This window comes from Streptococcus lutetiensis (assembly GCF_900475675.1).
GTDB lineage: Bacteria > Bacillota > Bacilli > Lactobacillales > Streptococcaceae > Streptococcus > Streptococcus lutetiensis.
Genome location: NZ_LS483403.1, coordinates 1,017,411 through 1,037,699, shown reverse-complemented (window position 1 = coordinate 1,037,699; position 20,289 = coordinate 1,017,411). Strand labels below are relative to the sequence as shown.

The 20,289-nt window shown below is 38.1% G+C and carries 15 protein-coding genes; all 15 read left to right on the top strand.

What is annotated here, in order from left to right; translation table 11 throughout:
* Positions 1 to 67: 67 nt before the first annotated feature.
* The 15 genes from DQN23_RS05280 to DQN23_RS05210 all read left to right on the top strand — a co-directional run bounded on the left by DQN23_RS05280 (position 68) and on the right by DQN23_RS05210 (position 20,265).
* A complete protein-coding gene (locus DQN23_RS05280; RefSeq protein WP_325051263.1) occupies positions 68 to 820 on the top strand; it encodes a DeoR/GlpR family DNA-binding transcription regulator in 753 nt (250 codons plus the stop codon).
* On the top strand, positions 817 to 1,728 hold the full coding sequence (pfkB, locus tag DQN23_RS05275) for a 1-phosphofructokinase (protein ID WP_111712868.1): 912 nt from the start codon (positions 817 to 819) through the stop codon (positions 1,726 to 1,728). Before DQN23_RS05280 ends, pfkB begins: the two co-directional genes overlap by 4 nt.
* Positions 1,725 to 3,653: a PTS fructose transporter subunit IIABC gene (locus DQN23_RS05270; protein ID WP_111712867.1), complete on the top strand. Its 1,929-nt coding sequence runs from the start codon at positions 1,725 to 1,727 to the stop codon at positions 3,651 to 3,653. Before pfkB ends, DQN23_RS05270 begins: the two co-directional genes overlap by 4 nt.
* Positions 3,654 to 3,913: 260 nt before the next feature.
* Positions 3,914 to 6,148, top strand: coding sequence for a 5-methyltetrahydropteroyltriglutamate--homocysteine S-methyltransferase (gene metE / locus DQN23_RS05265; protein WP_111712866.1), 2,235 nt, complete (start codon positions 3,914 to 3,916; stop codon positions 6,146 to 6,148).
* A 13-nt stretch (positions 6,149 to 6,161) separates the two neighbouring features.
* Entirely contained in the window at positions 6,162 to 8,018 is a 1,857-nt protein-coding gene (locus DQN23_RS05260; RefSeq protein WP_111712865.1) for a bifunctional homocysteine S-methyltransferase/methylenetetrahydrofolate reductase, read from the top strand.
* A 146-nt stretch (positions 8,019 to 8,164) separates the two neighbouring features.
* Complete coding sequence (locus tag DQN23_RS05255; RefSeq protein WP_111712864.1) at positions 8,165 to 9,925, top strand: 1-deoxy-D-xylulose-5-phosphate synthase; 1,761 nt, start codon at positions 8,165 to 8,167, stop codon at positions 9,923 to 9,925.
* Between the two features lie 129 nt (positions 9,926 to 10,054).
* Positions 10,055 to 10,714 carry a glucosaminidase domain-containing protein gene (locus tag DQN23_RS05250; RefSeq protein ID WP_020916939.1) on the top strand — a complete coding sequence of 220 codons (660 nt, stop codon included), beginning with the start codon at positions 10,055 to 10,057 and terminating at the stop codon, positions 10,712 to 10,714.
* 121 nt (positions 10,715 to 10,835) lie between these two features.
* A complete protein-coding gene (locus DQN23_RS05245; RefSeq protein WP_020916938.1) occupies positions 10,836 to 11,216 on the top strand; it encodes a DUF1149 family protein in 381 nt (126 codons plus the stop codon).
* The gene (locus DQN23_RS05240; protein ID WP_111712863.1) at positions 11,216 to 12,064 is read left to right on the top strand and encodes a DegV family protein; all 849 of its coding nucleotides are present in this window, start codon (positions 11,216 to 11,218) and stop codon (positions 12,062 to 12,064) included. The genes DQN23_RS05245 and DQN23_RS05240 overlap by 1 nt, the downstream gene beginning before the upstream one ends.
* Before the next feature lie 24 nt (positions 12,065 to 12,088).
* A complete protein-coding gene (gene dapB / locus DQN23_RS05235; RefSeq protein ID WP_020916936.1) occupies positions 12,089 to 12,856 on the top strand; it encodes a 4-hydroxy-tetrahydrodipicolinate reductase in 768 nt (255 codons plus the stop codon).
* Entirely contained in the window at positions 12,853 to 14,058 is a 1,206-nt protein-coding gene (locus DQN23_RS05230) for a CCA tRNA nucleotidyltransferase (RefSeq protein WP_020916935.1), read from the top strand. The genes dapB and DQN23_RS05230 overlap by 4 nt, the downstream gene beginning before the upstream one ends.
* Positions 14,055 to 15,923 (top strand): ABC-F family ATP-binding cassette domain-containing protein, encoded by a 1,869-nt coding sequence (locus DQN23_RS05225; protein ID WP_111712862.1) that lies wholly within the window; start codon positions 14,055 to 14,057, stop codon positions 15,921 to 15,923. Before DQN23_RS05230 ends, DQN23_RS05225 begins: the two co-directional genes overlap by 4 nt.
* A gap of 27 nt (positions 15,924 to 15,950) precedes the next feature.
* Positions 15,951 to 16,646, top strand: coding sequence for a hypothetical protein (locus DQN23_RS05220; RefSeq protein ID WP_111712861.1), 696 nt, complete (start codon positions 15,951 to 15,953; stop codon positions 16,644 to 16,646).
* 107 nt (positions 16,647 to 16,753) lie between these two features.
* Positions 16,754 to 18,493 (top strand): ABC transporter ATP-binding protein, encoded by a 1,740-nt coding sequence (locus tag DQN23_RS05215; RefSeq protein ID WP_020916932.1) that lies wholly within the window; start codon positions 16,754 to 16,756, stop codon positions 18,491 to 18,493.
* A gap of 2 nt (positions 18,494 to 18,495) precedes the next feature.
* Entirely contained in the window at positions 18,496 to 20,265 is a 1,770-nt protein-coding gene (locus DQN23_RS05210) for an ABC transporter ATP-binding protein (RefSeq protein ID WP_020916931.1), read from the top strand.
* Positions 20,266 to 20,289: the final 24 nt, after the last annotated feature.

Below are 20,289 nucleotides of genomic sequence, written 5' to 3'. Positions count from 1 at the left end.
TGAGAGAAGGTGCTTGACATTGATTGTAAATATAGTATAATTCTAACTGTAAACGATTTCAAAGGAGGTGGCGAGGATTCTAAAGTCTAAGCGAAAGCAGTTAATCATGGAAAAACTTTCCCATGATAAGTTTGTTCGGCTAGATGATTTAGTGAGCCTACTAGATACCTCTGAATCCACTGTTCGAAGGGATTTAGACGAGCTTGAAAGTGAGCGAAAACTTCACCGCGTACATGGCGGAGCAGAACTTCCTCACTCTCTCCAAGAGGAATTTACCAATCAACAAAAATCTATCAAAAACATTCAAGAAAAAATGCTGGTAGCTAAAAAAGCGGCATCCTTGATTTCAAATGATGATGTTGTATTTGTAGATGCAGGAACAACTAATGAATTGTTATTAGGCTATTTAAGTCAAGATAATTTGACTGTTGTAACCAATTCAATTCACCATGCGGCTAAGTTGGTTGATAAAAACATTCAGACCATTATTATTGGTGGGCATGTTAAGAAATCAACAGATGCTAGCATTGGAACTGTGGCTTATGAGCAAATTAAGCAGTTAAATTTTGATAAAGCTTTTTTAGGTATTAATGGTATCGATGAGGAATTTTTAACGACACCAGATATGGAGGAAGCTGTTATCAAGAAAACTGTGATTGAAAATGCTAGAAAGTTATACGTCGTTACAGATTCATCAAAAATCGGTCGGGTATCCTTTGCCAAGGTCGATAAGATTGAGAATGCTACAATTATTACCAATCAATCTAGCGGAGCACTGATGAAAAAAATAAAAGAAAATACGAGGGTAATTGAAGTATGATTTACACAGTAACGCTGAATCCATCAATCGATTTTATCGTACGTTTGGATCATTTAGAACTTGGTAGCGTTAACCGCATGACTAGCGATGACAAATTCGCTGGTGGTAAAGGTATCAATGTTAGTCGTATCTTGCAACGTTTGGATGTCGATAATACAGCAACTGGATTTATCGGTGGATTTACTGGACGTTTTGTTGAAAATGGTTTGATTGCAGAAGGTATCAAAACAAACTTTGTTCAAGTTTCTGAAGATACACGTATCAACGTTAAAATCAAAGCTGGTGAAGAAACAGAAATCAATGGTGCTGGTCCAAAAATTTCAGATGAAAAACTTGAAGAATTAAAAGCAATTCTTGCTGGTCTTTCAAGTGAAGATACTGTAGTTTTTGCAGGTTCAGCTCCAAGTAGCCTTGGTAATCAAGTTTACAACACATTGATTCCAATTGCTAAAAAAGCTGGTGCAGAAGTAGTTTGTGACTTTGAAGGTCAAACACTTTTAGATTCATTAAACTATCAACCACTTTTAGTAAAACCAAATAATCACGAATTAGCAGATATCTTTGGTGTAGAATTGAACGGTCTTGAAGACATCGAAAAATACGCCCGTGAAATTCTTGCAAAAGGTGCTAAAAACGTTATTATTTCAATGGCTGGTGACGGTGCTTTGCTAGTAACACCAGAAGCAGCTTACTTTGCAAAACCAATCAAAGGCACTGTTGAAAATTCTGTTGGTGCTGGAGATTCTATGGTTGCCGGATTTACTGGTGAATACGTTAAATCAGGTGACCCAATCGAAGCTCTTAAATGGGGTGTCGCATGTGGTACAGCAACGACATTCTCAAATGATTTAGCAACAGCTGAATTCATTAAAGAAACATATCAAGAAGTAGAGGTAGAAAAACTATGAAAATTCAAGACTTGCTCAGAAAAGATGTCATGATTCTTGATTTGAAAGCAACTTCAAAAGAAGCTGTTATCGATGAAATGATTACAAGCCTTGTTGAACACGGAGTTGTCACTGACTTTGATACTTTTAAACAAGGTATCATGAACCGTGAAGCTCAAACATCAACTGGTTTAGGTGACGGTATCGCTATGCCACACAGCAAAAACGCTGCTGTAAAAGAAGCAACAGTCCTTTTTGCTAAATCTACTGCTGGTGTTGACTATGAAGCCTTGGATGGACAACCAACATACCTATTCTTCATGATCGCTGCACCAGATGGAGCAAATGATACTCACTTGGCAGCCCTTGCTGAACTTTCAAAATACCTTTTGAAAGACGGTTTTGCAGATCAATTGCGTAAAGTAACTACTGCTAATGAAGTTATTGCAACATTTAACGCTGCAGAAGAAGATAACAAAGCAAAAGAAGAAGTCAAAGCTGCTCCAGTTTCAGACGATAAACCACTTATCGTTGCTGTAACAGCATGTACAACTGGTATTGCACACACTTACATGGCAGAAGAAGCCCTCATCAAACAAGGTGAAGAAATGGGTGTAACAGTTCGTGTTGAAACAAATGGTGCATCAGGTGTTGGTAACCGATTGACAACTGATGAAATTGCTCGCGCTAAAGGTGTTATCGTTGCTGCTGATAAAGCTGTTGAAATGGCTCGTTTCGACGGCAAACAATTGGTATCTCGTCCAGTTGCTGACGGTATCAAGAAAACTGAAGAATTAATTAACATTATCCTTGATGGTAAAGCTGACACTTACAAAGCTGCAGCGGGTTCTTCTACTGAAGAAAAAGAATCAAGTGAAAAACTTAGCCTTGGTGCTGCCTTCTACAAACACTTGATGAGTGGTGTTTCTCAAATGTTGCCATTCGTTATCGGTGGTGGTATCATGATTGCACTTGCATTCTTGATTGATAACATTTTGGGTGTGCCAAAAGATCAACTTTCTAACTTGGGTACATATCACCAAGCAGCTGCTTACTTCAAAACAATTGGTAATGCTGCCTTTGGCTTCATGCTTCCAATCTTGGCAGGTTACATTGCTTACTCAATCGCTGAAAAACCAGGTCTTGTAGCTGGTTTCGTAGCTGGTGCGATTGCTTCAAGTGGTGCCGCATGGGGTAACCTTGAAGGAACTCCTTCAGGATTCCTTGGTGCTCTTGTTGGTGGTTTCCTTGCTGGTTGGCTTGTAAACCTTGTTAAAAAAGCATGTGCTGGCCTTCCACGTTCACTTGAAGGTATTAAATCTATCTTGCTTTACCCATTACTTGGTGTCTTCTTGACAGGTTTTGCAATGTTGTTCGTCAACATTCCAATGGCTGCAATTAACACAGGTTTGAACAACTTCCTTGGAGGTCTTCAAGGTGCGTCAGCTGTTCTTCTAGGTGCTATCCTTGGTGGAATGATGGCTATCGATATGGGTGGACCATTTAACAAAGCTGCTTACGTCTTTGGTACAGGTACACTTGCTGCATCTGTAGCATCAGGTGGTTCAGTTGCTATGGCATCAGTTATGGCTGGTGGTATGGTTCCGCCACTTGCAGTATTTGTTGCAACTCTTCTTTTCAAAAACAAATTCACTGAAGAAGAACGTAACTCAGGTTTGACAAACATTATCATGGGTCTTTCATTCATCACAGAAGGTGCTATCCCATTTGGTGCTGCTGACCCTGCTCGTGCTATTCCAAGCTTCGTGGTAGGTTCTGCTGTAGCTGGTGGTCTTGTCGGAGCATTCGGTATTAAATTGATGGCTCCACACGGTGGTATCTTTGTTATCGCATTGACAAGCGCTCCAATTCTTTACCTTATCTTTGTTATCATTGGAGCAATCGTTGCAGGTGTTCTCTTTGGAGCCCTAAAAAAAGAAAAATAATTAAAAGTCATTACAATACAAAATTTTATTAATCTAACAATTGAAAAAGAATTCCTTCGGGAATTCTTTTTTTTGTGTGAAAAGTTTAGTTATAGTTTAAAACTATAACAGATTCTAATTACATAGTTAAAAACTATAGAAAAGCATAAAAAGATAGAATGGCTAGAACCATTGAAAAATAAGGGTTTATCATTTAAAATCTTAACTATAAAATTTTTAGATTGTATAGTTTTAAACTAATACGGTTGTAGGAGGAAACTATGGTTAAGGTTTCAAATTTGGGATATCCGCGTTTGGGTGAGAATCGTGAGTGGAAAAAATTGATTGAGTCTTATTGGGTAGGTAATATCTCACAAGAGGAATTGCAAGCAGAAGCGAAAGCATTGCGCTTGTCATTTTTGAAAAAACAAGCTGATGCAGGTCTTGATTTTATTCCTGTGGGTGATTTTTCACTTTACGATCATATTTTGGATTTGTCTGTGCAATTTGGCGTGATTCCAAATCGTTTTGCTAAGGAAGAGATTAATCTGGATTTGTTCTTTGCGATTGCGCGTGGTAACAAGGATAATGTCGCTTCATCCATGAAAAAATGGTTCAACACCAACTATCACTACATTGTTCCAGAATGGTCAAAGGTTAAACCACATTTGACAAATACACGCTTACTTGATCTGTACCTTGAGGCTAAAGATGTTATTGGTGATAAAGCAAAACCAGTGATTACAGGTCCAATCACTTATGTTGCTTTGTCATCTGAGGTTAGTGATTTTACCTCAGCAGTGAAAAAACTTCTGCCACTTTACAAACAAGTCTTCACAGAATTGGTAGAGGCTGGTGCGACTTACATTCAAGTTGATGAACCAATTTTTGTAACAGATGAGGGGGCAGATCTTCTTGAAGCAGCCAAATGCGTTTATGCTTATTTTACCGAAGAAGTACCACATGCTAAGATCATTTTCCAAACATATTTCGAAGCTTTGATTGATGCTAAAGAGTTATCAGAACTTCCGGTTACCGCATTTGGTCTTGATTTTGTTCATGGCCTTGATGAAAACCTTGAGGCTGTTGAAGCTGGCTATTTTGAAAATAAAGAAGTGTTTGCAGGGGTTGTTGATGGACGTAACATCTGGGCAACTGATTTTGAAAAAGCATCAGAAATGTTGAAAAAACTTCAAGCTAAAGTTGGAAACCTTGTGATTCAACCATCTTGTTCTCTTCTTCATGTGCCTGTAACTACTAAAAATGAAACGGATCTTGATCCTATTCTTAAAAATGGTCTTGCTTTTGCAGATGAAAAATTGCAAGAACTTGAACTCTTGAGTCAACAGTTGGATGGTCAAGAATCTGAAGCTTATAAGCAACATGTAGCTGACTTTGACGCTTTGCAAGCAGCTGATTTCCGAAATGTGACTCTTGAAAGTTTAGAAAATGTGTCGACTGAGCGTGTGGATTATAAAGTCCGTCGCAAGGTGCAACAAGAAAAGCTAGGTTTGCCAACACTTCCGACAACGACAATTGGGTCATTCCCTCAATCACCAGAAGTTCGTCGTACTCGTCTTGCTTGGAAACGTGGCAATATCTCTGATGCTGAATACGAAGATTTTATCAAATCAGAAATCGCTCGTTGGATTAAGATTCAAGAAGACTTAGATATCGATGTTTTGGTACACGGTGAATTTGAACGTGTGGACATGGTTGAATTCTTCGGTCAAAAATTAGCTGGTTTTACCACAACAAAACTTGGTTGGGTGCAATCATATGGTTCTCGTGCGGTTAAACCACCAATTATTTACGGAGATGTGAAGCACATTCGACCATTGTCAGTCAAAGAAGTGATTTATGCGCAAAGTTTGACTGACCGTCCTGTGAAAGGAATGTTAACTGGACCTATTACCATCACTAACTGGTCATTTGAACGTTCAGATATCTCACGCGCAGACCTTTTCAACCAAATTGGTCTTGCTATCAAGGATGAAATTAAACTGTTAGAGGATGCAGGTATTGCCATTATCCAAGTTGATGAAGCTGCACTTCGTGAAGGTTTGCCACTTCGTAAAGCAAAACAAAAAGCTTATCTCGATGACGCTGTGCATGCTTTCCGCATTGCAACATCGTCTGTCAAAGATGATACTCAAATTCACACTCACATGTGTTACTCTAAATTCAATGAGATCATCGATTCTATTCGTGACTTGGACGCTGATGTTATTTCTATCGAAACAAGTCGCAGTCATGGTGATGTGATTGAATCATTTGAAACGGCAGTTTACCCACTTGGTATTGGGCTTGGCGTTTACGATATTCACTCACCACGCGTGCCAAGCAAAGAAGAAGTGATTGCGAATATCGAACGTCCACTTCGCCAATTATCATTGGAACAATTCTGGGTTAACCCTGACTGTGGTCTTAAAACACGTCGTGAACCAGAAACAATTGCAGCTCTAGAAGTGCTAGTGGAGGCTACTAAGGAAGTTCGTGCAAAATACGGAAAATAAGGAAGGTTAAGCTATGTCACGATTATTAGAACGTTTAAAAACAGATATTTTAGTCGCTGACGGTGCTATGGGAACTCTTCTTTATGCCAATGGTCTTGATAATTGTTATGAAACCTACAATTTAACCCATCCTGAAAAAGTATTAGCCATTCACAAGACTTATATTGAGGCGGGAGCTGATGTTATTCAGACAAATACCTATACTGCAAAACGTCATCGATTAGATGGCTACGGCTATGGCGAAAAGATTAAAGAAATCAATCAAGCTGGTGTCAAAATTGCAAGACAAGCAGCGGGTGAAGATACTTTTGTTTTAGGAACGGTTGGTGCTCTTCGCGGACTTAAACAATGTGAATTAACACTTAATGAGATTATCAAGGAAACCTTGGAGCAAGTTAGATATTTACTTGAAACCGAAGAAATTGATGGACTATTATTTGAAACTTATTATGATGAAGAAGAAATCATTGAAGTTTTGAAAGTACTTAGACCTCTAACGGATTTGCCGATTATTACTAACATTTCCATTCATGAAGCGGGAATAACCGAAAATGGTCGTCCATTGGTTGAAATCTTTGGAAAACTAGTGATGCTCGGGGCAGATGTAGTAGGACTCAATTGTCATTTGGGACCTTATCACATGATTCAATCGCTCAAGCAAGTGCCTCTATTTGCTCAATCATACTTATCTGTTTATCCGAATGCCAGTCTGTTATCCTTTGTTGATGACAATGGTAGTGGACAATATGGTTTTAGTCAAAATGCTGATTATTTTGGAAAAAGTGCAGAGCTGCTTGTGGCTGAAGGAGCACGTCTGATTGGTGGGTGTTGTGGCACAACGCCTGACCATATCAGAGCAGTTAAGCGAGCGGTGAAAGGTTTGAAACCAGTCTCACGCAAATTTGTTACGCCGATGGTTGAAGAAGCAGAGCTGATCAAAGCTGTTAAACAGTCAGAAACGATCGTCGACAAGGTGAAACGAAAAGTGACCATTATAGCGGAGCTTGACCCACCAAAAACGCTTGATATTAGAAAGTTTACTAAAGGGGTAAAAGCCTTAGATGAAGCAGGGGTTGCAGCAATTACCTTAGCTGATAATTCACTAGCTAAGACACGTATCTGTAATGTTAGCATTGCCTCGCTTTTGAAAAATGAGATTTCAACGCCGTTTTTACTACATCTATCCTGTCGTGATCACAATATGATTGGACTTCAATCACGTCTTTTGGGAATGGACGTGTTGGGTTTTCATCAGGTCTTGGCGATTACAGGGGATCCATCTAAAATTGGGGATTTTCCGGGAGCAACCAGCGTCTATGATGCCACTAGCTTCAAGTTATTGGAGCTGATTAAGCAACTTAATAAGGGAATAGGTTACAGTGGCGCTAGCATTAAAAAAGAAACAACCTTTACAGCAGCAGCGGCTTTCAATCCAAATGTTAAAAATTTATCACGTTGCGGTCGATTGATTGAAAGAAAGATTGCTGCAGGAGCGGATTGTTTTATTACACAGCCTATTTTTAATAGTGAGATTATTGAAAACTTAGCAGAGCTAACACGAGATTATGATACGCCATTTTTTGTTGGTATTATGCCAATTACTAGCTATAACAATGCTATTTTTCTTCACAATGAAGTACCTGGCATTCAGCTATCAGATGAGTTTCTAGCAAAACTAGAAGCTGTCAAAGATGACAAGGAAAAATGCCAACAATTGGCTTTAGAAGAGAGTAAACAACTAATTGACCATGCCTTAAAATTCTTTAACGGTATTTACCTCATTACACCATTTATGCGATATGATTTAACTGTTGACTTGGTTGAATATATCCATCAAAAAGTTGAACAAAGTCACCAAATAATACCTTAATTAAGAGAGATAGAGATTATCTCTCTTTTTTTATCTTTAAAAGTCATTTTTTACTTGACTTGGAGTTAACTCCAAGGTGTATGATAGGGATACTCGGAAAAACTGAGAAATTTTTAAAATGATTGTTAAATAAAAAGGAGAAATATATGGTACTTGAAACAATTGAATCACCACAAGATTTAAAACAATTGTCTCGTAAGGACTTACAACGTGTGGTGGACGAAGCTCGTCAAGCTTTGCTGGAAAAAACAAGCCAGCATGGCGGGCACAATGGACCAAATTTTGGTGTAGTTGAAATGACTGTCGCTATGCACTATGTCTTTAATTCACCGATTGATAAATTTATCTTTGACGTTTCTCACCAATCATACGTTCATAAAATGTTGACTGGACGTGCCAAAGCCTTTCTTGCCCCAGCTCACTATGACGACGTGTCTGGTTATACAAATCCTAAAGAAAGCAAACATGATTTGTTTACTATTGGGCATACGTCAACCTCTTTGGCACTGGCTTCAGGTGTGGCGAAAGCGCGTGATTTAAAAAATGAATCATACAATGTTGTTGCTGTTATCGGTGATGGTTCACTGTCAGGTGGAATGGCTTATGAAGGCTTGAACCAAATCGCAACAGAAGGAACCAATGCGATTATTATTGTTAACGATAATGACCAATCAATCGCAGCAAATCCAACAGGTGGTATTTACACAGCACTTCGTGATTTGCGTGAAAACAATGGCAAAGCTGCAAATAATTTCTTTGAGGCACTTGGTTTTGACTACCGTTACCTTAACGCTGGAAATGACCTTGACCAATTAATTACTCTTTTTGAAGAAGTTAAAGATGTGAATCACCCTATTTTGTTACACATTCAAACACAAAAAGGACATGGTGTGTCATTTATGGAAGAAAATCGTGAAGCATTCCACGCTGGAGGACCTTACAATCCAGAAACTGGAGAATACCTTCGCAACGCTTCTTCAGGTAAAACTTATAACAGTATCACGACACAATTTGTTTTAGACAAGATTGAAAAAGACCCGACTGTTGTAGCTGTTAATGCGGGAACACCGATGTTTATGTTGAATCAAAAGCAACGCCAAAAAGCTGGTAAACAATTTGTTGATGTAGGAATCGCTGAAGAAGAAGCTGCAACCATGGCAGCTGGTCTTGCCAAAAATGGTGCCAAACCAATCTGGTACGTAGCAGCACCGTTTATGCAACGTACCTACGACCAATGGTCACATGACATTGCGCTTAATAATCTTCCGGTGACAACACTTGTTTATTCTGCATCAGTTAGTGCCATGAATGATGAGAGTCACCTTGGTTTCTTCGATATTCCATTCTTGGCTCACATTCCAAACGTGGTTTACTTGGCGCCAACAAGTAAAGAAGAGTATCTAGCGATGCTTGATTGGGCTGTTGAACAAAATGAACACCCAGTTGCTATTCGTATTCCAGTTGGTCCACTTCATGAGACTGGAGTAGCTGATGCGACAGATTATTCAATTCTTAACAAGAACCGAGTCACTCAAAAAGGTAGTAAGGTTTCCCTCTTTGGTCTTGGTAATTTCTATGGTTTAGCTAAAGAAGTGGCTAAAGAATTGGCTGACAAACACGGAATCACAGCAACTCTTGTTAATCCAAAATTCATCACAGGATTGGACGAAGAATTGCTTGATAGTTTGGAATCTGAACACCAAGTTGTGGTGACTTTGGAAGATGGCGTCCTTGAAGGTGGCTATGGTCAGATGGTTGCAAGCTATCTTGGAAATACAGACCTAAAGGTTCAAAATTACGGTGTTGAAAAAGCCTTCCATGACCGTTACAATGCCAAAAAATTGTTAGCAGAAAATGGTGTGACGGTTGATAATATTGTCAAAAATATTTTAGCAAGTCTTGCATGATAAATAAGAAAAGGTGTCTTGGATAAGTTTATCTGAGACCTTTTTTATGAATTCTATACTTTAATGGTTAAGAGTCTCTTTTTTATCAAAAATTTGTTATACTGAAAGGTGACTTTTTGAAAGGACTGAATGTATTTGGCAAAGGAAAGAAAAAGGAAGAAAAGAAGAAAGGTTAGTGGAAGACGACGGCGAAAAAATGTCCCTCGTTCTGTCTTATATGGCATGACTTTTCTAGCCTTTTTGGCTTGTTCGACTTTGATTTTCTTCGCCTATCATTCGCAGGAAGCAGCAAATCCAGCCTCCGCAGACACTAGTCAATCATCTCAAGACACAACGACCAGATCTTTCATTCAAACGATTGGTGAATCAGTTCGTCAAATCGCTGCGCAAAATGACCTTTATGCTTCGGTCATGATTGCGCAAGCTATTTTAGAGTCAAACAGTGGTCAGTCAAAACTGAGTCAAGCACCTAATTATAATTTCTTTGGCATCAAAGGGGATTATAAGGGGCAATCGGTGACTATGCAGACTTGGGAGGATGAAGGTAATGGGAATTCTTACACCATTGATGCTCAATTTCGTTCTTATGGTAGTTTGGAAGAATCCTTGCAGGATTATGTTCAGTTTCTTCAAAAAGATTTGTATGCTGGTGTGCATAAATCAAAGACTACTTCTTATCAAGATGCGACCGCAGCACTAACAGGGACTTATGCCACAGATACGTCTTACGGTAGCAAATTAAATCAGCTCATTTCAGAATACAATTTGACTATTTATGATAGTTGGTAAACACACTTTTTTTGAGTTAAAAAAAGAATTGTCAGTATTGCTTTTAAAGTTCAAAGAAAAGCGTGCAAAATAGAGTTGAAATATGCTATAATGAAAAGCGATATACAAAGAGGAGATAAGTATGGAATTAGTACGTGAAAAAGAATTTGTCAACCAATACCATTATGATGCAAGAAATCTCGAATGGGAAAAAGAAAATGGTACACCGAAGACTAATTTTGAAGTCACATTTCAATTAGTGAAAAAAGACACAGACAATAATCAAACAACAATCGTTTCTGTTTTACAATTTATGATTGTAAAACAAGAGTTTGTCATTAGTGGTGTTGTCTCACAAATGGTTCACATTCAAAATCGTATTGTTAATGAACCAAGTGAATTCACTAAGGACGAAGTTGAATATTTGGCAGCGCCTTTACTTGATATTGTGCAACGCCTAACATACGAAGTAACCGAAATTGCCCTCGATCGTCCAGGGGTTAAATTGGAGTTTAGAAGTTAATGAAATTAGCAGTTATAACAGATACAACCGCAGTTTTGTCAGATGACCTTAAGGCAAAAGAGAATCTTTTTGTCTTAGATATCCCAATCATGATTGGTGGTGTTTCTTACGTTGAAGGGAAAGACTTAAGCCTTGATGATTTTTACAAAAAAATGGCTATGTCACCAACTTTACCTAAGACAAGCCAACCAAGTCTAGTTAAATTGGATGAAATTTTGACACAACTTTCATCAGAAGGCTACACACACGTTGTGGGATTGTTCTTGTCATCAGGCATTTCAGGATTTTGGCAGAATATCCAGTTCTTAATTGAAGATTATCCTGAATTAACGATTGCATTTCCAGATAGTAAAATTACTTCAGCCCCACTAGGTAGCATGGTAAAAAATACACTTAATTGGGCTGAAGATGGTCTTTCGTTTGATGATATTTTGGCTAAATTGCAAAAGCAAATCGATGGAACAAGTGCCTTTATCATGGTTGATGATTTAAATCACTTGGTAAAAGGTGGACGTTTGTCAAATGGTTCAGCTTTGATTGGTAACTTGCTTAGCATTAAACCAATTCTTTACTTTAATGACGAAGGTGTTATTGAAGTATATGAAAAAGTGCGAACTGAGAAAAAGGCTATCAAACGTCTTGTAGATGTTTTGTCTGACGTGACTAAAAATGGCGAATACGAAGTCTTCATCATTCATTCTCGCGCAGAAGAAAAAGCACAACATTTCTATCAAGCTTTGGCTGAAAGAGGTCAAACAGAAAATCTAGAAATCGTATCATTTGATGGCGTAATTGCTACTCATTTGGGGGAAGGTGCCGTTGCATTTGGTTTCACACCAATTGTCTAAGTGCTAGAGAGGAAAAGAAAAAACATGAGTATTAAAGTTATCGTAGCAGGTTTTAAAGGGAGAATGGGTTCAGCAGCAGTTAATATGGTTAAGGGAGATGACGAATTAGCCTTAGCAGCTTTGCTTGATCCATTTGCAACAGAAAAAGAAGTTGATGGCGTCCCAGTATTCACTGATAAATCACAACTAGTTGGTTTTGATGCTGATGTGTGGGTTGATTTTACCATGCCAGCTGTTGCTTATGAAAACACTCGTTTTGCTTTAGAAAAAGGCTTTGCTCCAGTTGTTGGGACAACAGGATTTTCTGAAGACGAAATCGCCGAATTGATTGCTCTTTCTGAAGACAAGAAAATCGGTGGACTCATTGCCCCTAACTTTGCTATAGGTGCAATTTTACTCATGGAATTTGCTGCTAAAGCAGCCAAATATTTTCCGGACCTTGAAATTATTGAATTACATCATGATAAGAAGAAGGATGCTCCTTCAGGAACGGCTGTGAAAACAGCTGAATTGATTCGCGAAGTACGTCAAGCTAAAAAACAAGGGGCTCCTGATGAAGTTGAAACACTTAAGGGTGCTCGTGGTGCTGATTTTGATGGCATGCGTATCCACAGTGTTCGCTTACCAGGCTTAGTTGCTCACCAAGAAGTTATTTTTGGAGCACAAGGTGAAGGCCTAACACTTCGTCATGATTCATATGATCGTATTTCATTTATGAGTGGCGTTAATATTGGGATTAAAGCAGTTGTGAAACAAGATAAACTTGTTTATGGTTTGGAAAAATTACTATGAAATTAAACAATCTGCCTTCTGAATTTCAGGAGGCTTTACCAATTTTAAAGAAAATTCGTGAAGCAGGCTACGAGGCATATTTTGTCGGTGGTAGTGTTCGAGACGTTTTATTAAATCGTCCGATTCACGATGTTGATATTGCAACAAGTTCTTACCCAGAAGAAACAAAAAGCATTTTTCACCGTACCGTTGATATTGGGATTGAGCATGGGACTGTGCTTGTTCTTGAAGAAGGTGGCGAGTATGAAATCACTACTTTCCGTACGGAAGATGTTTACGTAGATTATCGTAGACCAAGTAGCGTATCCTTTGTTCGCTCACTTGAAGAGGATTTGAAACGTCGTGACTTTACGGTAAATGCTTTTGCACTTGATGAAACAGGTTTGATTATTGATAAATTTAATGGTTTAGCTGACCTGAAAGCCAAATTGTTACGTGCGGTTGGAAATCCAGCTGAGCGTTTTAATGAGGATGCCCTTCGCATCATGCGTGGTTTCCGTTTTTCAGCTAGTCTTGATTTTGATATTGAACCTGAGACTTTTGCTGCCATGGCAGCACATGCGCCCTTACTTGAAAAAATTTCAGTAGAGCGCTCTTTTATTGAATTTGACAAATTATTGATGGCACCTTTCTGGCGTAAAGGGATTAAAACCATGATTGCAAGTGAAGCTCAAAAATACCTTCCTCATCTTGAGAATGCTCATGATCATTTGCAACAATTTTTGGATAATTTGGCAGACGATTATCACTTTAAAACATCAGAACAAGCTTGGGCAGCTTTGCTATTAGCATTGGATGTCAAAGATGTTCGTGACTTTTTGCGAGCTTGGAAAACATCAAGTCAATTCCAAAAGGATGTTGAAAAGATTGTATCAATCTATCGTTTCCGTTTGACAAATGAGCTTGATAAGATGGAAATGTATTGTTATGGTCGTAATCTTATCGAACAAGCAGAAGACCTTCGCCTAGGTTTCGGTCTACCAGTTGATTTTCCAACAATTGAGCGCTTGGATAAAGAATTAGCCATTCATGACAAACATGAAATCGTAGTCAATGGTGGTATGTTGATTAAAGAAATGCAATTCAAACCAGGTCCTGAGCTTGGTCAAATTCTAAAAGCAATCGAACAACATATCGTCCTTGGTGAGCTTGCCAATGATAAAGAAGCTATTTTTGAATTTATTAGAAAGGAAAGTAAATGAGCGATTTTATCGTAGAACACTTAACGAAATCCGTTGGTGACAAGACAGTATTTCGTGATATTTCCTTTATTATTCATGATTTTGATCGTATCGGGATTATTGGTGTTAATGGTACCGGTAAAACGACCCTCCTCGACGTTATTTCAGGTCGACTTGGTTTTGATGGTGATGTGTCGCCATTTTCAGCTAAGAATGGTTATAAAGTTGCCTATTTGACACAAGAACCTGAGTTTGATGATAACAAAACGATTTTGGATACAGTTTTGTCATCAGATTTGCGTGAAATGACTTTGATTAAAACGTATGAAACCTTGATGGCTAATTATGATGAAGCAAATCAAGACAAACTTGAAAAAGTCATGGCAGAAATGGATTCGCTTGACGCTTGGACTATTGAGAGTGAAGTGAAGACAGTTTTGACAAAACTTGGTCTTGAAGATTTGTCACAAAAAGTTGGTGATTTGTCTGGTGGTCTTCGTCGTCGCGTGCAATTAGCACAAGTGTTGCTAAATGATGCTGACTTGTTGTTGCTTGACGAACCGACAAACCACTTGGATATTGATACCATTGCTTGGTTAACAAATTACTTGAAAACTTCTAAAAAGACAGTTCTTTTCATCACTCACGACCGATATTTCTTGGATAATGTGGCAACACGTATTTTTGAATTGGCAAATAGTCAATTGACAGAATATCAAGGAAATTATCAGGATTACGTTCGTTTGCGTGCAGAACAAGATGAACGTGATGCAGCAACGCTTCACAAGAAAAAACAACTTTACAAGCAAGAGCTGGCTTGGATGCGTACGCAACCACAGGCTCGTGCGACAAAACAACAAGCACGTATTAATCGATTTAATGATTTGAAAGCTGACTTGTCTGGTACGACTCAGTCGACTGAGCTTGAAATTAATTTTGAAACAAGCCGTATCGGGAAAAAAGTTATCAATTTTGAAGATGTCTCATTTGCTTTCCCTGATAAACGAATCTTAACAGATTTCAATTTATTAGTGCAAAATAAAGATAGAATTGGGATTGTTGGAGATAACGGAGTCGGGAAATCAACCCTTCTTAATTTGATTAATGGTGATTTGAAGCCAAGTTCAGGTAAACTTGAAATTGGTGAGACTGTCCGCATTAGTTATTTCTCACAATTGCCAAAAGATATGGACGAAGACAAACGTGTCATCAATTATTTGCAAGAAGTAGCAGATGAAGTCAAGACAAGTGTTGGAACAACAAGTGTGACGGATTTGTTAGAACAATTCTTGTTCCCACGTTCAACACATGGAACTTTGATTTCAAAACTTTCTGGTGGTGAGAAGAAACGTCTTTATCTCTTGAAAATTTTGATTGAAAAACCAAATGTTCTTTTGCTCGACGAACCGACAAACGACCTTGACATTGCGACTTTGACTGTTCTTGAAAGCTTTTTACAAACTTTCCAAGGGCCAGTTATCACAGTTAGTCACGACCGCTATTTCCTTGATAAGGTAGCTAATAAAATTTTGGCCTTTGAAAATGGTCATATCAGAGAATTTTTCGGAAATTACACGGATTATCTTGACGAAAAAGCATTTGAAGAAAATGCAGCAGAACACGTTAAGAAAGAAACTCAACAAAAGACCGAAAAAGAAAAAACGAAAAAGAAACGCATGTCTTATTTTGAAAAAAAAGAATGGGAAGTCATCGAAGATGAAATTGCCAATCTTGAAGAAGACATCGAATCTATCGAAGCTCAAATGCAAGAAAATGCCAGCGATTATGGCAAACTAGCTGGACTTCAACGTTCATTGGATGAAGCTAATGAAAACTTACTTGAAAAATACGAAAGATATGAATACCTAAGTGAACTTGAGGGATAATGTTTTATAAGTAATGACAAAGACTTGATGATAAAAACGGTGAAGGTTCCTGATGATAAAAAAGAGGAAGTTAAAGCTGGAAAACTTAAAATTGATGGGGTTGACTTACGAACCTCAGACGGTCGGTATGCAGGAAAACTTGAAGATATTTCAGAAGAATTTGAAGAAGAGAAGTCTAGCAATAATCCCAATTTTTCTTCTGATGCTTTATATGCAGCAGTCGGGGCTTTGTTAGCCTCAGGAATTTCTGTCTTAGCATATAAAGGACACCTACTAAGTACTAAGCAGAAAACATTAATTAACAAGCTAGAATCTACCATTCACCCATATAGCGAAACTCTTTTGAAAAATATTTATAATAGAGAATCTGTTGCAGCGTTATCTGAGTTTTTAGCTACTGTTCAGGAGATTACAGAAATCAAATTTCCAATATTTATAAAAAGTAGCAAACCAGGTTGGTGGGATTCTTTTGTTAGTGTAATCCATTTATACACTCAAGAATTGATTAAAAATAATCCTCAAGACGGACAAGAACTTCCCGAACTACCAAAAAAGAAGAAATTATTAAAAAATAATTATTTTATTGCTCAGCTGAAGTTTATAGAAAAGTGTTTATTAATCCAACAAGAAATTATTGCTGATACTGTTAATAATATTCCACCATTGGAGGAAGAGAGTATTAATCAAACTAATAATAAAGTATTTAAAGTTACTAAAGTTTAATATAATTTAACTAGTTGAGTGACTTAGCTGGATAGCAGTCACTCTTTCTTGCAGAAAGAAGGTATTTCGTTACTTAAAAATAGAGAACAGATTAGAAAGGAAAGACTATGAAACTCATTTGGACTTATTTGAAAAGATACCCAAAATGGCTAGTGCTCGATGTTATTGGGGCGCTTACCTTTGTAGTTGTTAACTTAGGCTTACCAACGGCTCTTGCTCGAATGATTGATCAAGGGGTTACAGTTGGAAATAAGAATAAGGTCTATTTCTGGGCACTGGTTATGCTGGTTGTCATCATCTTGGGGATGATTGGACGTGTGATTCTTGCTTATGCAGCAGGAAAAATTACCACAAACATGATTAAGGATATGCGCAATGACATGTATGATAAGTTACAGCAATATTCACATCAAGAATATGAACAAATCGGTGTGTCTTCCTTGGTAACACGGATGACCAGTGATGCTTTTATCTTGATGCAGTTTGCTGAGCAGACGTTACGTATGGGTGTCATTACACCTTTAATGATGATTTCTAGTGTGGTGATGATTTTAGTAACCAGTCCATCGCTTGCTTGGATTGTAGCAGTTGCTATTCCATTTTTGGTTCTGGTTGTTTACTATGTGGCAACTCGTACGCGTCCTTTATCAGAAAAACAACAATCAACTCTTGATAAAATCAACCAATATGTTCGTGAAAATTTAACTGGTTTACGTGTCATTCGTGCTTTTGCGAGAGAAGATTTTCAAGAACAGCGTTTTGGTAGCAAAAACGATGAATATAAAGACTTATCAAGCCGCTTATTTATTTTAACTGGTTTGACTGAACCACTCTTTGTTCTAATCATTATTTCAATGATTGTTGCTATTGTTTGGTTTGCTTTGAACCCATTGGCACATGGTGAGTTACAAATCGGTAACTTGGTAGCCTTTATTGAATATAGTTTCCACGCCTTATTCTCATTTCTTTTGTTTGCCAATTTCTTTACCATGTATCCTCGTATGGTGGTTTCAAGCGAACGTATTTCGGAAGTTATGGCGATGCCAATTTCCATTGACCCTAATGATGATGGTGTGACTGAGACAGCTACAAAAGGTTATTTGGAATTTGACAAAGTAACCTTTGCTTACCCAGGTGAAACGGAAAGCCCAGTCTTAAAAGATATTTCCTTTAAGGCAAAACCTGGTGAAACCATTGCCTTTATCGGGTCTACGGGTTCTGGTAAGTCATCACTGGTTAACTTGATTCCACGTTTTTATGACGTGACGCTTGGTAAGATTTTGGTTGATGGCGTTGATGTTAGGGATTATCAACTGAAAGCACTTCGTCAAAAGATTGGCTTTATTCCGCAAAAAGCTCTGCTATTTACAGGAACCATCGAAGAAAACTTGAAGTATGGTAAGTCTGATGCGACAAGTGAGGAATTGCAAGCGGCAGCTGATATCGCACAAGCTAAAGAATTTATCGAAAGTCGTGATGACCGTTATCAAACTCATCTAGCTGAAGGCGGAAGCAATTTGTCAGGTGGTCAAAAACAACGTCTTTCAATTGCGCGTGCTGTGGTTAAAAAACCAGATATCTACATTTTCGATGATTCTTTTTCAGCGCTTGATTATAAGACAGACGCTCAGCTGCGTGCTCGTTTGAAAGAGGTGACACAAGAAGCAACTGTTTTAATTGTGGCGCAACGTGTGGGAACTATCATGGATGCCGATCAAATCATTGTGCTTGATAAAGGTGAAATTGTTGGACGTGGCACACATGATGAATTGATGCAATCAAATGATATTTATCGTGAAATTGCTAACTCACAATTGAACAAAGCTGAAGAAATGAAAGGAGAATAAGAATGTCGAAACGAAATGTTTTTCTACGTTTATGGGATTATCTCCGACAATATAAAGGTGCACTTTTCTTGGCTGTTTTTCTAAAAATCTTTAGCAGTGTTATGAGTGTACTGGAGCCATTTGTACTTGGTCTTGCAATCACTGAATTGACGTCAAATCTTATGGATATGGCTCATGGTGTGGCTGGTGCTCATCTTAACATCTCTTATATTGCTATTATTTTGGTGCTTTACTTTGTCCGTGGTATGGGTTATGGGCTAAGTAGCTATGGTTCAAACTTTTTCATTACCAAAGCGGTGCAAAAGACTATTCATGATTTGCGTCGTGATTTAAGTGAAAAAATTAATAAGATTCCAGTTTCTTACTTCGACAGTCAGCAATTTGGGAACGTCTTGGGACGTTTTACATCAGATGTTGAAACAGTGTCAAATGCGCTTCAACAAAGTTTCCTTCGTATCATCGAAGCATTTACGACCATTACATTGGTTATTTGCATGGTGCTTTATTTGAATTGGCGTCTTGCTTTGGTCGTCATTGCCATTATTCCGATTACTTACCTTAGTGCTAAATTCATCTTGGGCAAATCGCAACCTTACTTTAAGGAACAAGCAGACGCACTTGGTGATATGAATGGTTTTGTTCAAGAAAATCTGTCTGGTTTTAATGTCATTAAACTTTATGGACGTGAAGAAATCTCTAGCCAAGAATTTCGTGAGATTACTCAGAATTTACAAGAAGTTGGCTTTAAAGCAAGCTTCATTTCTGGAATTATGATGCCAGTTTTAAGTGCTATTTCAGATATGGCTTACCTGATTATTGCCGTTTTGGGTGCTCTTCAAGTTCTTTCTGGTCAGCTAACTGTTGGTAATATGCAAGCTTTTGTTCAATATGTTTGGCAAGTGAGTCAACCAGTTCAAACCATTACCCAATTAGCTAGTGTTCTTCAAAGTGCTAAATCATCACTTGACCGTATTTTTGAAGTCTTGGATGAGCCAGAGGAAGCAGCACAAGTGACTGAAAAACTAGTACATGACTTGTCTGGTCAAGTAACCTTTGAAAATGTATCTTTCCAATATGTTGCTGATAAACCATTGATTCATAACTTTGACTTAGAGGTTAAACCGGGTGAAATGGTTGCTATTGTCGGACCAACTGGTGCTGGTAAGACAACGCTGATTAATCTTTTGATGCGATTTTACGATGTAACGGATGGTTGCATTAAGGTCGATGGTCACGATATTCGTAATTTGTCACGCCAAGATTATCGCAAACAATTTGGAATGGTCTTACAAGATGCTTGGCTTTATGAAGCAAGTATCAAAGAAAACCTTCGTTTTGGTAATTTGGATGCGACAGATGAAGAAATCGTGGCAGCCGCAAAAGCCGCTAACGTTGATCACTTTATCCGCACCCTTCCAGGTGGTTACAATATGGAAATGAATCAAGAATCAAGCAATGTCTCACTTGGTCAAAAACAACTCTTGACCATTGCGCGTGCTTTGCTTGCTGATCCTAAAATCTTGATCTTGGATGAAGCAACTTCATCCGTTGATACGCGACTTGAACTCTTGATTCAAAAGGCTATGGAGAAATTGATGGAAGGTCGTACAAGCTTTGTGATTGCACACCGCTTGTCAACTATTCAAGATGCTGATAAAATCTTGGTGCTAAACAATGGTCAGATTGTTGAGCAAGGAAACCATGAAAGCCTTCTAGCCGCTAAAGGTTTCTATTACGATTTATACAATAGTCAATTTGCTAAAAACAATTAGCCATTGAATATCTTTCATAAAGAT

What these genes read in the sequence shown, in the direction of transcription:
- pfkB (WP_111712868.1), top strand. Translation starts at nt 817, where the DNA reads ATGATTTACACAGTAACGCTGAATCCATCAATCGATTTTATCGTACGT.
- DQN23_RS05270 (WP_111712867.1), top strand. Translation starts at nt 1,725, where the DNA reads ATGAAAATTCAAGACTTGCTCAGAAAAGATGTCATGATTCTTGATTTG.
- metE (WP_111712866.1), top strand. Translation starts at nt 3,914, where the DNA reads ATGGTTAAGGTTTCAAATTTGGGATATCCGCGTTTGGGTGAGAATCGT.
- DQN23_RS05260 (WP_111712865.1), top strand. Translation starts at nt 6,162, where the DNA reads ATGTCACGATTATTAGAACGTTTAAAAACAGATATTTTAGTCGCTGAC.
- DQN23_RS05255 (WP_111712864.1), top strand. Translation starts at nt 8,165, where the DNA reads ATGGTACTTGAAACAATTGAATCACCACAAGATTTAAAACAATTGTCT.
- DQN23_RS05250 (WP_020916939.1), top strand. Translation starts at nt 10,055, where the DNA reads ATGTATTTGGCAAAGGAAAGAAAAAGGAAGAAAAGAAGAAAGGTTAGT.
- DQN23_RS05245 (WP_020916938.1), top strand. Translation starts at nt 10,836, where the DNA reads ATGGAATTAGTACGTGAAAAAGAATTTGTCAACCAATACCATTATGAT.
- DQN23_RS05240 (WP_111712863.1), top strand. Translation starts at nt 11,216, where the DNA reads ATGAAATTAGCAGTTATAACAGATACAACCGCAGTTTTGTCAGATGAC.
- dapB (WP_020916936.1), top strand. Translation starts at nt 12,089, where the DNA reads ATGAGTATTAAAGTTATCGTAGCAGGTTTTAAAGGGAGAATGGGTTCA.
- DQN23_RS05230 (WP_020916935.1), top strand. Translation starts at nt 12,853, where the DNA reads ATGAAATTAAACAATCTGCCTTCTGAATTTCAGGAGGCTTTACCAATT.
- DQN23_RS05225 (WP_111712862.1), top strand. Translation starts at nt 14,055, where the DNA reads ATGAGCGATTTTATCGTAGAACACTTAACGAAATCCGTTGGTGACAAG.
- DQN23_RS05220 (WP_111712861.1), top strand. Translation starts at nt 15,951, where the DNA reads ATGATAAAAACGGTGAAGGTTCCTGATGATAAAAAAGAGGAAGTTAAA.
- DQN23_RS05215 (WP_020916932.1), top strand. Translation starts at nt 16,754, where the DNA reads ATGAAACTCATTTGGACTTATTTGAAAAGATACCCAAAATGGCTAGTG.
- DQN23_RS05210 (WP_020916931.1), top strand. Translation starts at nt 18,496, where the DNA reads ATGTCGAAACGAAATGTTTTTCTACGTTTATGGGATTATCTCCGACAA.